Below are 15,446 nucleotides of genomic sequence, written 5' to 3'. Positions count from 1 at the left end.
AATTATGAGTAAAGTTAAGTTAATTATTAAATGTTTAACAAATATCTCTTTTGTCTGTTACCCATTTATCATTTACTTATCTTTACGCTATCAGGAAATTAAACTAGCCATTTTCTATTTAGCTGCGTTATTTATTCTACGATTATTAACTCTACCCAATATCTTAGTAAGCATGCGTTGGCTTGCCAAAATTACTGCGTTTATTGGATTATCATTATTATTAAGTAGCTGGTTGTTTTCTCAACATCAAATACTTTTTTACTACCCCGTTATGGTCAATGTGGTATTTTTGATTACCTTCGGTTATTCCTTATCACAACCGCAAACAATTGTTGAAAAATTTGCCAGAATTAAAGATGCTAACTTACCCCCTAAAGCAATAAAATATACCCGTAAAGTCACGATTTGTTGGTGCCTTTTTTTTATGCTTAATGGAAGCATTGCATTAATTACCTGTTTAATAAACAATCTTTACTGGTGGACAATGTACAATGGCTTAATTAGTTACATTTTAATTGGCACACTTATGGTGGGAGAATGGCTGATACGTCAACAAATCAAACAATAGTCTCGCTATCTAAACAGTTATTACGGCCTGATCATGAAATTATCGCTTTTAGAAAAAAGCAACCACTGTCTGTACTTGATTTAAAAAAACAAGTTTTACTGTTGAGTCAGCAGCTTTCTAAAAGTCCTGAAAAATATTGGGCTTTAACCATGCAAGATAGTTTTAATTTTGTTGTGGGTTTATTTGCTCTTTTCTATTCAGGTAAACATCCCAAATTAATTAGCGCTTATCATCAAGAAATTAAAGATGATTATGATGCATTATTAACTGATAATCAGGATATTCATCAGTATGATACTCATAAACGTCTAATAAATATCAATCAACTGTTTAACGCAAATTCCGTTGAAATTGCTGACTTTATAAATAAAGATTTTAGCTATAGCACATTAACACTATTTACATCAGGTTCAACCGGTTTACCAAAACCAATTGAAAAAACAGTCAATCAGTTCGAAATAGAGATCCAACAGCTTGAATCTAACTGGGGAAAATTATCCGCTGATCTTATTGTCGCATCAGTTTCTCATCAACATATGTATGGCTTAACTTTCAAAATCATGTTATCGCTAATGATGAAAATTCCCTTTGTTTGTGAGCCGATAATTTATCAAGAACAACTGTATCAATATAATGATAAAAAATTTTTATATATAACAAGCCCTGCTATTATCAAAACGTTAGATGTCAAATTACCGACAATCAATTGTGATAAAGTAATTTCTGCGGGTGGAAGTCTGAAATATGAGGAAGCTTTATCTTGTAAACAAAATTTTAATGTCTTGCCCGATGAGATATATGGATCGACTGAAACAGGTATCATTGCGACTCGTAAACAACTTCACCCCAATATGCCTTGGCAGTTATTTTCTGAAATGGAACTTCAACAAAATGGCGATCAAAAGACATGCCTTATTTCTCCGCTGTTAACACGACCAGAGCTGTTGAATGATAAAATAACGATAGTTGATGCACAGCATTTTCACTTAAATGGTCGATCAGATAAGATTATTAAAATCTCAGAAAACCGTGTATCACTGACATATATTGAGAATAAAATTAATCAATTACCTGAAGTAGAAGAAGCAATTGTCATTCCTTTAATTCAAAATAACAGAACTATTTTGGGTGCTATAGTTAAACTATCTACATCACATAGCGAACTATCTAAAGAACACAATTCTTATAATTTAACACAATATTTTCGACTTTTTTTGAAAGATGAATTATCATTGATTGAATTACCTAAGAAATGGCGATTTGTGGAAAACCTGCCAAAAAATATGCAAGGTAAAACCACTTACATGGAATTGAAATCATTATTTGAAACTAATGAGAAAGTAATGAATAAAGTGTTTGCAAATGAATTAAGCGTCGATAAAGATACTCATCATGTTAATATTGAGTTAGTCATACCTACTGATCTATTTTGGTTTAAAGGACATTTCCCTTCCCAACCATTATTGCCAGGGGTCGTACAACTTAATTGGGTGATTTATTATACTCAAAAATACTTTAATGCAAATTTATCATTATCATCGATAGATGTGATCAAATTCCAATGCCCGATACTTCCTCAAGACCGACTTAAATTAAATTTGAAGTGGAATGAAAAAGAGCAAAGAATAGATTTCTCCTATTCTTTTATCAAGCCAGATAACACGCTAAAAATAGCTAGCTCCGGAAAACTTACATTATGTCAATAAACACGATTAATCTATCGGCAAATTATTGTTTTGTAATTCCATGTTATAACCACAGCCATGCGTTACCAAAAGTCCTCAAAAGTATTGAACAATACCAACTCAAGTGCATCGTCATTGATGACGGTAGTTCGATTGAACAAGCTCAAAAGATAAAACTCATTACCGACCAATATGCTTGGGTGATCTTAATTCGTCTAGCAACCAATCAAGGTAAAGGTGCAGCTGTAATCAATGGGCTTAAATATGCCTATAATCAAGGCTACAATTATGCCGTTCAAATCGATGCTGACGGACAGCACGACAGCAATAGCATCACACAGTTAATCGAACAATCACAATTAAACCCATATTCCTTAATTTCAGGCTGTCCGATATATGATAGTTCCGTACCCAAACATCGGCTTATCGCAAGATACATTACCCATTTCTGGGTATGGATTGAAACGCTATCATTGAGTATAAAAGATAGCATGTGTGGCTTTCGTATCTACCCACTACAAGCTACCAATAAATTATTAAGGCGTTGCAAAATCGGGAAACGCATGGATTTTGATACAGACATTATGGTGAAATTATACTGGCAAGGTACCAATAGCGTTTTTGTACCGACAAAAGTCACTTACCCCAAAGATGGTGTCTCGCATTTTAAAGCGGTGAAAGATAATTTACTAATATCATGGATGCACACTAAACTATTTTTCGGCATGTTTCCACGAATGGTTTCGCTAATAAAAAGAAATTTCAAAAAAAAGAAAGATCAACAACACTGGTCACAAATTCAAGAGCGAAAAGGACTCTGGGGTCTTAGGTTTATTTTAAAGTTTTACCGTTTGTTAGGTAGAAGAGCAGCCAAGGCTATCATGTTTCCGGTTATTTGTTATTTTTGGCTGACCGGTAAAAAACAACGTCAGGCATCACAACAATATTTGCAAAGAATAAAAAATCATTATGACAAAATACCTTTTGTTGAAAAGAAAAGGCTAACCTCTTTTAATCACTTTTTAAGATTTGGAGAGGCATTACTAGATAAACTTGCGTGCTGGCAAGGCGATATAAAAATTAACGATATATACATCCCCAATAACCAAGAGTTCTTAAACCTCATCGATGAAAAAAAAGGAATCGTATTAATAGGTTCACATTTAGGTGATATTGAAATGTGTCGAGCGCTTGCTCAGCTTTCTCATGATGTAAAAATTAATGCATTAGTCTTTAATAAAAATTCAAGCCGTTTCAAGCAAGTATTAAGTGAAGCCAATAATGCTTCAACGGTTAATCTTATTCAAGTCGATACCTTAGGCGCCGACACTGCAATTATGCTTAAACAAAAACTAGATGCAGGTGAATGGATTGCCATTGTTGGTGATAGAACCTCGACCAATCCGCATCAAAGGATGCAAGAAAACGCGGTCAGTTGGGCGAATTTTTTAGGCTCGCCAGCACCTTTTCCTAAAGGCCCTTTCATCCTCTCATCTGCATTAAGTGCGCCGGTTTATCTTTTTTGGGGATTAAAACCGAATGGGCGTTTTCAAATACATTTTGAACTTTTTTCAGATAATCTCAAATTCTCTCGAAAAAATCGTCAAGCTGAAATCGACTTAATCATCCAAAAATATGCAAAAAGGTTGGAACACTATTGTTTAGTGTCACCACTAGACTGGTTTAACTTTTATGATTTTTGGGATTTTAATAAGCCTGAATTAAACGAAGCAACAACAAAAGTAGATAAAAATGAATAACAACGCTAGCCATAATGCAATCATCGAATATACCACTTCATTTCACGATACAGATGCCATGGGCGTTGTATGGCATGGAAACTATTTAAAATTTTTTGAAAAAGCACGTGAAGCCTTGTTTCAGAAATTCAACTATGGTTATAAAGATATGATTGACTCCGGTTACCTATGGCCGATAGTCGATACACGAGTCAAGTACATTGCACCGATAATTGCAGAGCAAAAAATCCAGATTATGGCTAAGTTAGAAGAGTATGAACATCGAATAAAAATTAGTTATCTCATAACCAACAGTCAAGGAAGAAAAACGACTTGCGGTTATACAATTCAAGTTGCGGTATTAGCAACAACCCAAGAAATGAGTTTTGTTACCCCTCATATTTTTTTAGAACGATTTGGATTATTAAAATGAAAAAATATTTTGTCATTGTCATCACCCTATTTTTGATATTTTCAAGTGGCATAACTCAGGCAATAACACTCGAAAACTTGCAGCAACAATTTAGTCAAAATAAAGTTGTTCGAGCAGATTTCAAACAAGATCGTTTTATCAATGGATTAAGCAATCCCCTACATTCGACAGGTAAAATGATTATATCTCAACAAGATGGATTATGGTGGCAACAACTCAGTCCTTTTAAAATGACCTTAAAAATGAATCAAGTTAGAATGGAACAGAATATTGACGGAGGAACACCACAAATAATAACAGCTGAAAATCAACCTCAACTGTTTCAATTCAATCATTTACTATCTGCGATTTTTACTGCTGACGCACAAATGCTAAAAAATAACTTTAAATTAACACTCACAGAGCATGATCAGCAGTGGAATTTAACATTGATCCCAATATCAGCCCCACTAAATAAAATTTTCAAGCAGATACAGCTAAGCGGAAATGTATATCTTGAAAAGATCGCGCTTGATGATATGCAAAATGATAAAACGGAAATTACATTTTTCAACCACAAGACAACTAAATTAACACAACATGAACAGTCGTTATTCAAATAACAAAAAGTTACTTAAAATAAGAGCCATTTTATGGCTTTTTGTTGTGATAAGCATACTCTTAACTGCTGGCTATCTGATACAACATAGCAAACTCAACACAAGCGTACTATCACTACTGCCTAACGAACAAACTAACGATGTTCCAGTAGAAATTATTGATGGCTTTCAAGATAGATTGGATAAACAGCTGGTTTGGTTAATCAAACCTCAGCAAGCAACCAATTTAGAGCCAGTAAATTGGTGGTATGAACATTTACAAAAGCAGCCTTTTATTCATAGTGTTAATGGGTATTTTGATGAACAATTTCAGCAAAATTGGGGCAAATTTGCCTATCAATACCGATATCAATTGTTAGACGAAACTACCGCCAATCGAATTGAAATGCACAATCAATTTGCATGGATTGAGAGCCAAATTTATTCACCATTTAGCGGGGTTAGTGCCACAGAATTAAATAATGACCCACTCTTACTGACGCGATCTTCACAGCTTAATCAGCTCAATAGTGCCGGAAAACTGGCAATTAAAAACAAATGGCTATCAGTTCAAGATAGTTTGGGTAATGACTGGTACATGATTTATGCTGATCTTAAAGATTCCTCATTTAACATTAGCCAATCACATCAAATTGTCGAACAGTTAGATGCGCTTATTGAACAACTACAAATTAACTGGCCTGAAACTAACATTTTAAAACGAGGCGTTCTTTTTTACAGCGATTATGCTAGTGAACAAGCCCAAAATGATATATCGACTATTGGAAGCATTTCAGTTATCGGCATTATTTTATTAATTATGTCTATATTTCGTTCCGTCATACCCATTTTTCTTTCATTACTTTCAATTTTTATTGGTATTGTTTGCGGTTTAGTTGCGGTATTGGCTTCATTTGGTCAAATCCACATTATGACTTTAGTCATGAGTACAAGTATTATCGGAATAGCGATAGATTATTCATTACACTATTTAACTGAACGACTTTTGCATGGTGATCAAGAATCACCTTATGCAAGCTTAAAAAAATTAATATCAACATTATTCATTGCATTATGCACAAGTTTTATTGCCTATTTGGTACTGTTAATTGCACCTTTCCCGGGGTTAAAACAGTTATCCATGTTTGCTATTTTTGGATTAATTGGCGCATTTATGACAGTTATTTGCTGGTACCCTATTTTGGTCAATAAATTACCTGTACGCCAACAAGTCGGCCACCGTATATTGACTCGCTGGCTTGATATATGGCAAAACAAAAAAACACAGTGGCTATTAGTATCATCAGCACTGATATTTATCGGTATCGGGTTATCCAATTTAAAAATTGATGACGATATTGGCAAATTGCAAGCATTACCTGCAGAACTACAACAACAAGAACAGCAGATAATCGATATTACAGGGCAAACAAGTGACCAAAAATGGTTTATTGTCTTTGGTGATAGTGCAGAGCAGACATTACAACGGCTTGAAAATTTTATACCTAAATTAGAACAGGCAAAATCAAATGGCTGGTTTACACAATATCAAAGTATCAATTTACCTTCTATTGGCAAACAGAAGCAAAACATTGCATTAATAGAGCAATATACCCCCGAAATTATTGCAAAACTCAACCAAATTGGTTTTGCAATTAAAACACCAAGTCTTCAAGAAATAAACACATTTATTACACCTAATTTATGGGAACAAAGTGAAATCAGCCATGGGAAAAAACTACTTTGGCTATCATTAAAAACCGGTGAAAGTGCAACTTTAATTCCAATAAGTGGTATAAATAATTTAACCGAAATTTCTCAAATGTCTCAAATTGACGAGGGTATTTATTGGTTAGATCGACGTTCAGAATTTACAACCATGTTTACACATTATCGAGTTTATCTGACAAAGCTCATTATCGGATCAGTTATTGCGATTTGTATATGTTTTATGGTTTATAATCGTAAACATGGGATAAAAACCGGTTTGAAAAGCACACTTCCAACACTTTTATCCATTGGCATTGCGCTATCAGTACATGGCATGATTGATCAAACGTTGAATCTTTTTTCAATGTTGGCACTTATCCTTGTGATTGGTATTGGTATCGATTATAGTCTGTTTTTAAGTAATCGCAAAAGCCAAACCCAAAGTGCCCTGTTAGCCGTAACAATGGCAGCGATAACGACACTTTTATCATTTGGGTTACTGATAATTAGTCACACAACTGCTATTATGGGATTTGGTTTAGTACTAACTAGTGGCATTTTTGGCGCATTTGTATTTGCCCCTTTAGCAATCAATAATCGCCTTGTATTAAAAAAGGATTAGGTAATTAAGGATGAAAAAATATATTGTTTTAATTATGGTTATCGTTGGTTTCTTAGCGACCGGATGCGCTAGCAAAACAAAATCCGAAGCTTGGTTTACTAAAGATACAAAAGTGAGTATTCCCAAACCTAATTTTGAAAATAACTATCATGATCAACAGCTATTAAAATTTAAATATAATGACCAAGAGCACTCTTTAATTATCCTTTTAGACGCTAAAGATGATCAACTCAAGGTTATAGGGCTTTCGGCACTTGGAATACGCTTATTTGAATTGAGCTATACAGGCGAAAGTATTAAAACCAAACAAAATATTTTTATCAAGCAACTCCCTCCGCCCGAACAAGTGCTATCTGATATCTTATTAAGCATTCTGCCTCTTAAGCAATGGCAAGCGGTTTTACCACAAGGGTGGAAACTTATTGATAATGACTATCACAGACAATTAATCGATGATCAACAAAACGTCATTATTGATATTAGTTATAATCAAACAACATCGAATCAGATTAGAAAACCTACACAGATAAAACATAATATATTTGGTTATCAAATTTCAATACAGAGCATGGAAGCAAAATAGATGGTTTATGTAGCAGCATTTGGTGCAATTAATAGTTTAGGTAGTTCTCAAGACGAAATTAAACATAATTTAAGTCAAAATTATTGTGCTAAGCATTGTTTAATTCAACAAGAAGGATGGTTATTAAACGGCAAAAAAACTTGGTTAGGAAAAGTTAATAATCAGACACTCCCTGCTATTCCTAAACATTTATCGCCATATTCAACCCGAAATAATCAACTACTTTATGCTGCCTATTTACAGATTCAGACAGAAATAAACAAAGCGATAAAAAAATATAACGCTGATCGCATTGCCATTGTGATAGGAACAAGCACATCAGGTATTGATGAAGGCGATAAGTATATAAAACAACTGACGCAAACAGGCAACCATAATCAAAATTTCACTTATGCTCAACAAGAGTTAGGCAACCCTTCTTGTTTTTTAACCATGTTACTAGGCTTAACCGGGCCAAGTTACACAATATCAACAGCTTGTACTTCAAGTGCGAAGGCAATAATAAGTGGCAAAAGATTAATTGAGCTTGGTATTGTTGATGCCGCAATTGTGGGCGGTGCCGACAGCTTAAGCAGAATGCCAATCAACGGATTCAACGCTCTTGAAGCACTTTCAGAAAAACCCTGTACCCCATTTGCTGAAAAACGAGATGGCATCAATATTGGTGAAGCCGGTGCTCTATTTTTATTAACTAAAGAACCGACCAGTGATATTAGGCTATTAGGCATAGGTGAATCATCAGATGCTTACCATATCTCTTCACCGCATCCCGAAGGAATAGGCGCTCAACAGGCCATGCAAATGGCGTTAGATACGGCTAAATTGACGATCAATGATATTGGTTATATCAATTTACATGGCACCGCAACCAAATTAAATGATTTAGCTGAAAGCAAAGCTGTCTATCGATTATTTAAACAAAACTTACCGCCTTGCAGTTCAACTAAACATCTTACCGGACACACATTAGGCAGTGCGGCTATAACTGAACTTGCGCTTAGTTGCCTGTTGCTCGATCAAAATATCTATTTACCTCAACAAGACTTTTCCCAATCACCTTATGATGAAAGTCTGGATAAAATTAATATAATTACTAAAAAAATGATGTTAGAAAAACGGATTATAATGTCGAATTCGTTCGCATTTGGCGGTAATAATGCATCACTAATTATCGGAAAAATATGATGAACTATCACCCAGCAAGCTATTATTTACCTCATCAAACGCCAATGGTAATGGTGGAAAACATTCATTTAATCAATGAAGAAAAGTGTATTTGTAGTGTTCGAACTCATGAAACAGGTATTTTAGCGCCTTTTTTGAATGAAGATAAATTACTACCCAATTTTTATGCGATTGAAATAATGGCGCAAACCATTGGCGTTTGGAATGGTTATCACAGTCTGTTAAACAACAAAATACCCTCTTTAGGTATGTTAATCGGTGGACGAGCGATAAAAACAACTTTACCTGCATTTCCTTATGATAGTCACTTAATGATCCACGCCAATTTAGTTCTGAATGATTCAAAATTGGCTAACTTTGATTGTCAAATTTTTATTGACCAACAATGTGTTGTCAAAGGAAAACTTAATGTATATGAGCCAGATGAGTCCGAATTAGAAGACTTATTTGGTGACAATCGATTAGGAGAAAAATAATGGACAAAACAGTACTTGTTACTGGCGCAAGTAAAGGAATTGGTAAAGCGATTGCTTGTCAGTTAGCGCAAGATGGATTTAACCTCGTGATTCATTACCATAGCGATAAACAAGGTGCGCTTGATACTAAGGCAATAATCGAAAATTTAGGTGGTCAGGCTCGTTTGATTCAGTTTGATGTAAGCAATCAAATGCAATGTAAACAAAGAATAGAAGAAGATATCGAATTACATGGCGGTTATTATGGCGTCGTGAATAATGCCGGGATAATACGCGACGGTGCTTTTCCTGCATTAACGCAAGATGATTGGCAAAGTGTCATTCATACCGATCTCGATAGTTTTTACAATGTACTTCATCCTTGTATTATGCCAATGATTGGACTGCGCCGCGGTGGACGTATTATTGTTATCTCATCTGTATCGGGAATAGCAGGCAACCGAGGACAAGTAAATTATAGTGCCGCAAAAGCAGGCGTCATTGGCGCAAGTAAAGCACTGGCACTTGAGCTAGCTAAACGAAAAATTACTGTTAATTGCATTGCACCGGGATTAATTGATACCGGCATATTAGATATGGAGCCGATTGCGCTACAAGAAGCTATGAAAATGATTCCATTAAAACGAATGGGACAAGTTGAAGAAGTTGCCGGACTGGCGAGCTATTTAATGTCAGATATTGCGGGTTACATCACTCGCCAAGTCATTTCAATCAATGGAGGGATGATATGACAAAAAGAGTTGTCATAACAGGTATGGGCGGCGTTACTGCATTTGGTAATGACTGGTTAAATGTACAAAACAGCCTAAAACAGTTACAAAATGCGGTTAGATATATGCCCGAATGGGAAATCTATGATGGCTTACACACAAAATTGGGTGCGCCTATCGACAATTTCATAATACCGGAACACTATACGCGTAAAAAAATTCGCTCTATGGGTAGAGTATCATTGCTATCGACTAAAGCGACTGAAATAGCATTAGAAAAGGCAGGCTTATTAGATGATCCTATTCTTACCGGTGGTGAAACAGGGATTGCTTTTGGTTCATCAACCGGCAGTACTCAACCAGTTGCCGAATTCGCCACAATGTTAAACGAAAAGCATACAAATAACATAACAGCGACCACCTATATACAAATGATGCCTCACACCACAGCGGTTAACACAGGCTTATTTTTTGGATTAAAAGGAAGATTAATCACCACTTCTAGCGCTTGTACCTCCGGCAGTCAAGCAATTGGCTATGCTTATGAAGCCATTAAATACGGCATGCAAACCATTATGGTAGCAGGCGGTGCTGAAGAGTTATGCCCTTCTGAGGCCGCAGTATTTGATACCCTATTTGCCACCAGCCAATTAAACGACACACCTAAGCTATCACCTCGTCCTTATGATCGAGATAGAGACGGGCTTGTTATTGGTGAAGGCGCGGGTGCATTAATACTTGAAGAGTACGAACATGCCAAAGCCCGAGGCGCTAAAATATATGGCGAAATTATCAGTTTTAAAACCAATTGTGATGCTAGTCATATTACCCAACCACGCCAAGAAACTATTCAAATTTGTATGGAAGAAGCGTTAAAACAAGCCAAATTAGATGCTAAACAAATTGGTTATATTAGTGCGCACGGAACAGCAACAGCCCGAGGCGATATAGCTGAAAGCAATGCAGTAGCAAACATCTATGGTAACCAAACGCCAATATCATCATTAAAAAGCTATTTTGGTCATACCCTAGGGGCTTGTGGAGCAATAGAAGCATGGTTATCTGTCGAAATGATGCACAATGGTTGGTTCAACCCTACCATTAATCTTGAAAATGTCGATCCAGCCTGTGGAGACTTAGATTATATTGTCGGTTCAGGTCGAAATTTGGATATTGAATATATGCAAACCAATAATTTTGCTTTTGGCGGCATCAACACTTCAATTATTATTAAACGTCTTTAATTTTTCTAGAAATAACAACTGTATAACTTAATTACAGTTGTTATTTTCTAGGTGTGTTCAACCAAGTCTTAAAAAAATCTTCTTGTTCTTTTGTGGAAACAATATTTTCATCTTCAAAATCAAAAATGGGCACAAGATCTTTTTGATTAGCATGTTTGCCAATGGTTAATTGATAAGCGACTAAACCACCACCCATATCCCTCGCCATTCTCGATGGGTAAACGTTTTCTTTAGCCCCTTTACAAAGAAAGGTAATATCGGGAAAATGATCCCTAATTTGACAAAAACAGCTGAAATAATCATTACCAGTTACTTCAAAACCGTTATTGTTACTAAACAAGATTCTTAACTTGTATTTATCAGATTGTGTTGTATTAAAATAAATTTCAGCTTTTTCAGTTTTTCCTTGGCGGATTAAGGTTATCTGCACAGGCGCTTGTTTTTTCATTTTTATCATCACCCAACACTCAGTTTCTGGCGAGTAAAAAGGGCATTACAGCCCATTTCCTTGCTTGAAAAACAATCTTTCAACGCTTTTTACGACATTTTTTGAGATTTTCTCTGAAAGTTTTTGTTTACGTTGATAACTAACAGAAATAATTTTATGTGAATCTAAATGAGATAAAATAAAATCATCACTGGTACTGATTTCGTCAACTAAACCTTTATCTTTTGCCTGAGTTGCAAACCAATGTTCACCCGTTGCCACTTGCTCGATATCAATATTTGGTCGATACTCTTTAACAAAATCTTTAAATAACAAATGCGTTTGCTCAAGCTCTTGTTTAAATTTTTGGCGACCTTCGTCGGTGTTTTCACCGAACATAGTCAAAGTACGTTTATATTCCCCAGCTGTTTGTAACTCAATATCCACATCGTGCTTTTTAAGTAAACGATTAAAATTAGGAATCTGAGCGACCACACCAATTGAGCCTACAATTGCAAAAGGTGCTGCAACAATTTTTGAGGCAGTACATGCCATCATATACCCACCGCTTGCTGCAACTTTATCAACAACCGCAGTAAAAGGAATATCACGTTGTCTGAATCTTAACAACTGCGATGCGGCAAGTCCATAACCATGAACCACACCACCAGGGCTTTCAAGTTTTATCACAACATCATCTTCAGGTTTTATTACAGCAAGCACCGCGGTAATTTCTTGACGTAATTCTTCCACTTCATGAGCATCCATACTACCATTGAAGGATAAGACAAAGAGTTTAGGTTTAGCGTTATCCTGATTACTATTTTCAGTTGACAGTTTACCTTCAGCCGGTTGTTCATTGCTCTGATCGCTATTTTGTTGCTGCTTATTTTTTTCTTTAGCGGCTAATTTAGCTTGTTTTTTCTCAAGCTTTTTCTGTTTTTTTAGATCTTTGGCAAACTGTTTAGCTTCCAGCTCATCCATACTCAACATTAACATGTCATCTTTGACTTGCTCATACTCATGACTGATATCTTTAACACTAAGACGTCCTGCTGCTGTTGAAGATTTTCGGCGTTGACTAATGATAAAAACTAAAATCGCCAATATTGCGATTACAACTGTTACTGTTTCAGCTAAAAAAAGTGAATACTGAGAAAACCAATTCATCTAACTATTATCCTTTGATTGAAAATTTAAATTATTATAACAATATAAATGAGGATTGTGCTTAAAATCAATAAAGATAAAATTGGCGCTTTATTCGGCAATTCAAATTATTTATACTGATACCCCAATTAAAAGTAATATGAGAACAAATATGTCGTTACGCCCAATTACCGAAATTGCAAAACAGTGCAATATACCTGACGAATTTGTCCTGCCTTATGGCAAACATGTGGCAAAAATCGATCTTTCAATTATTAAAGCAAATGAAAATAAACCAAATGGCAAATTAGTGCTTGTGACAGCTATTACCCCTACTCCACTTGGTGAAGGTAAAACGGTAAATACTATCGGGCTTAGTGAAGGTTTAAATTATATCGGCAAAAAAGCCATCGCCTGTATTCGCCAGCCTAGCTTAGGGCCAGTTTTTGGCGTTAAAGGTGGTGCAGCTGGTGGAGGTCAAGCGGAAGTATTACCAATGGAAACGCTAAATCTCCATTTAACTGGTGATATTCATGCCATAACTGCCGCCCATGATTTAGCATCAGCGGCTTTAGACTCTCGCCTTTATCATGAAGAGCGACTTGGTAATGAGTTTACCGAGCAAACAGGATTACAACGATTAAACATTGATGTCAATCGTATTGTATGGAAAAGAGTGATAGATCATAACGACCGTGCTTTACGAAACATTATTGTCGGTGTAGGTGGTGGTGTAAATGGTATCGAGCGCCGTGATGGTTTTGAAATTACCGCCGCTTCTGAATTAATGGCGATATTAGCCTTGTCATCAGATCTACAAGACATGCGTACTCGTATTGGCAAGATTATTTTAGCCTACAATACTCAAGGCGAACCCATTACAGCTGAACAACTTGAAGTTGCTGGCGCCATGACTGTACTGTTAAAAAATGCGATTAATCCTAATATGATGCAAACCGTTGAAAACACCCCTGTGCTTATCCATGCGGGTCCCTTTGCCAATATTGCCCACGGCAACTCATCGGTAATTGCCGATCGCATTGCTTTAAAACTGGCAGACTATGTGGTAACCGAGGCTGGCTTTGGATCGGATATGGGTATGGAAAAATTCTTTAATATCAAATATCGCCAAGCAGGAATTAAAGCTGATTGTATTGTGTTAGTTGCAACTGTGCGTAGCTTAAAATCGAATAGTGGTAAATATAACATCAAACCGGGGCAAGCCATTCCTAAAGAGATCTCTGAATCGAATGTAGAACTACTTGAGATTGGCGCAGCAAATTTAGCATGGCATATTAACAACGCTAAAAGTTACGGTTTACAAGTGATTGTAGCGATAAACCGCTTCCCGCATGATAGCGAAGAAGAACTGGCTTTCTTACAAAAATATGCTGTTGAACATGGTGCATTTGCTTGTGAAGTGAGTGAAGTATTTACTCAAGGTGGTAAAGGTGCAGAAAAACTGGCGCAACATGTTATTCAAGCGTGCGCTATGCCAAGTTCGATCACATTACCTTATCCGGATAATATGCCGCTAATCGACAAAATACAAACCATGGTCAAAAAATATGGTGCCAATAAAGCCAATTTATCGGAAAGAGCGCTGGAAAACATCAAAGAGATTGAAGCACTAAAACTCGATACTCTACCGCTTTGTATTGCCAAAACACCTATGTCGATAAGTGCTGATGCTAACCTTAAAAATGTACCAACTAACTTTGATGTTGATATTAGCCACTTAGCTATATCAGCTGGGGCTGGCTTTATTCGTGTTTATGCTGGTAATGTAATGACCATGCCAGGGCTTGGTACTAATCCTGCATATCGACAAATCGATATTGACAAAGATGGTAATATTGTAGGTTTAAGTTAAAACAAGAAGTGATTATGCAAAACCAACAACAATATAAAGCTTTTATTGATGAAGAAAACTGTATTGGTTGTGGCAAATGTATTCGTGTTTGCCCAACTGATGCTATTGTCGGTAGCAAACAAGTATTGCACACCATTTTGCCTCAACTTTGCACCTCGTGCAGTAATTGCATCAATACTTGTCCAACAGACTGTATTAGCCTTAGTACGCTAGGCGTCGCTTTAAGTGAAGATGAAGAGCTAAGATTAACGCAGAAGAAACAACAACGATTAAACCATAATCAACTGGTACCACCGACCATTTTATTTCCTCGTTCAATACCGGTTAATCCCGCGCCTATCAGCACGCAAAAGGATCGCAAACAGTCTATTGCAGATGCTATTGCCAGAGTAAAAGCCAAAAAAAACCTCGCTAATAAGTAGCGAGGTTTTTGTTTAACAGCTGTAAACTAATGTGACAGACAC

Annotated in this window: 15 protein-coding genes; 13 read left to right on the top strand and 2 right to left on the bottom strand. The window is 36.1% G+C overall.

Annotated elements, in window-relative coordinates:
* Positions 1-4 precede the first annotated feature (4 nt).
* Genes J3U37_RS05940 through J3U37_RS05890 form a run of 11 tightly spaced genes read left to right on the top strand, consistent with a single transcriptional unit; the run spans position 5 to position 11,533 of the window.
* The gene (locus J3U37_RS05940) at positions 5-568 is read left to right on the top strand and encodes a hypothetical protein (protein ID WP_267373802.1); all 564 of its coding nucleotides are present in this window, start codon (positions 5-7) and stop codon (positions 566-568) included.
* Positions 538-2,274 (top strand): hypothetical protein, encoded by a 1,737-nt coding sequence (locus J3U37_RS05935; protein WP_267373800.1) that lies wholly within the window; start codon positions 538-540, stop codon positions 2,272-2,274. Before J3U37_RS05940 ends, J3U37_RS05935 begins: the two co-directional genes overlap by 31 nt.
* On the top strand, positions 2,265-4,013 hold the full coding sequence (locus J3U37_RS05930; RefSeq protein WP_267373798.1) for a glycosyltransferase family 2 protein: 1,749 nt from the start codon (positions 2,265-2,267) through the stop codon (positions 4,011-4,013). Before J3U37_RS05935 ends, J3U37_RS05930 begins: the two co-directional genes overlap by 10 nt.
* Positions 4,006-4,425, top strand: coding sequence for an acyl-CoA thioesterase (locus J3U37_RS05925; RefSeq protein ID WP_267373796.1), 420 nt, complete (start codon positions 4,006-4,008; stop codon positions 4,423-4,425). Before J3U37_RS05930 ends, J3U37_RS05925 begins: the two co-directional genes overlap by 8 nt.
* Positions 4,422-5,027 carry a LolA family protein gene (locus J3U37_RS05920; RefSeq protein ID WP_267373794.1) on the top strand — a complete coding sequence of 202 codons (606 nt, stop codon included), beginning with the start codon at positions 4,422-4,424 and terminating at the stop codon, positions 5,025-5,027. Before J3U37_RS05925 ends, J3U37_RS05920 begins: the two co-directional genes overlap by 4 nt.
* Positions 5,028-5,070: 43 nt before the next feature.
* Positions 5,071-7,335: an MMPL family transporter gene (locus J3U37_RS05915; RefSeq protein ID WP_267373791.1), complete on the top strand. Its 2,265-nt coding sequence runs from the start codon at positions 5,071-5,073 to the stop codon at positions 7,333-7,335.
* Positions 7,336-7,345: 10 nt separating this feature from the next.
* On the top strand, positions 7,346-7,918 hold the full coding sequence (locus J3U37_RS05910; RefSeq protein ID WP_267373789.1) for a DUF3261 domain-containing protein: 573 nt from the start codon (positions 7,346-7,348) through the stop codon (positions 7,916-7,918).
* On the top strand, positions 7,919-9,103 hold the full coding sequence (locus tag J3U37_RS05905) for a beta-ketoacyl-[acyl-carrier-protein] synthase family protein (RefSeq protein ID WP_220219073.1): 1,185 nt from the start codon (positions 7,919-7,921) through the stop codon (positions 9,101-9,103). It begins immediately after the preceding gene.
* Entirely contained in the window at positions 9,103-9,579 is a 477-nt protein-coding gene (locus J3U37_RS05900) for a 3-hydroxy-fatty acyl-ACP dehydratase (protein ID WP_267373786.1), read from the top strand. The genes J3U37_RS05905 and J3U37_RS05900 overlap by 1 nt, the downstream gene beginning before the upstream one ends.
* Positions 9,579-10,310 (top strand): 3-ketoacyl-ACP reductase FabG2, encoded by a 732-nt coding sequence (locus J3U37_RS05895; RefSeq protein WP_267373783.1) that lies wholly within the window; start codon positions 9,579-9,581, stop codon positions 10,308-10,310. Before J3U37_RS05900 ends, J3U37_RS05895 begins: the two co-directional genes overlap by 1 nt.
* Positions 10,307-11,533 (top strand): beta-ketoacyl-ACP synthase, encoded by a 1,227-nt coding sequence (locus J3U37_RS05890; RefSeq protein WP_267373780.1) that lies wholly within the window; start codon positions 10,307-10,309, stop codon positions 11,531-11,533. The genes J3U37_RS05895 and J3U37_RS05890 overlap by 4 nt, the downstream gene beginning before the upstream one ends.
* A gap of 40 nt (positions 11,534-11,573) precedes the next feature.
* Here J3U37_RS05890 and J3U37_RS05885 read toward each other — a convergent pair whose 3' ends face one another.
* A complete protein-coding gene (locus J3U37_RS05885; protein WP_267373777.1) occupies positions 11,574-11,981 on the bottom strand; it encodes a hypothetical protein in 408 nt (135 codons plus the stop codon).
* Positions 11,982-12,026: 45 nt separating this feature from the next.
* Positions 12,027-13,130: a protease SohB gene (gene sohB, locus J3U37_RS05880; RefSeq protein ID WP_267373775.1), complete on the bottom strand. Its 1,104-nt coding sequence runs from the start codon at positions 13,128-13,130 to the stop codon at positions 12,027-12,029.
* A gap of 151 nt (positions 13,131-13,281) precedes the next feature.
* On the opposite strand from sohB, the gene J3U37_RS05875 reads away from it, so the two are divergent.
* Positions 13,282-14,982, top strand: coding sequence for a formate--tetrahydrofolate ligase (locus J3U37_RS05875; RefSeq protein WP_220219067.1), 1,701 nt, complete (start codon positions 13,282-13,284; stop codon positions 14,980-14,982).
* 14 nt (positions 14,983-14,996) lie between these two features.
* A complete protein-coding gene (locus J3U37_RS05870; protein ID WP_220219066.1) occupies positions 14,997-15,404 on the top strand; it encodes an RnfABCDGE type electron transport complex subunit B in 408 nt (135 codons plus the stop codon).
* Positions 15,405-15,446 lie beyond the last annotated feature (42 nt).

Source organism: Gilliamella sp. B3172 (assembly GCF_026536465.1).
GTDB lineage: Bacteria > Pseudomonadota > Gammaproteobacteria > Enterobacterales > Orbaceae > Gilliamella.
This window is presented reverse-complemented; position numbering and strand designations above follow the sequence as displayed.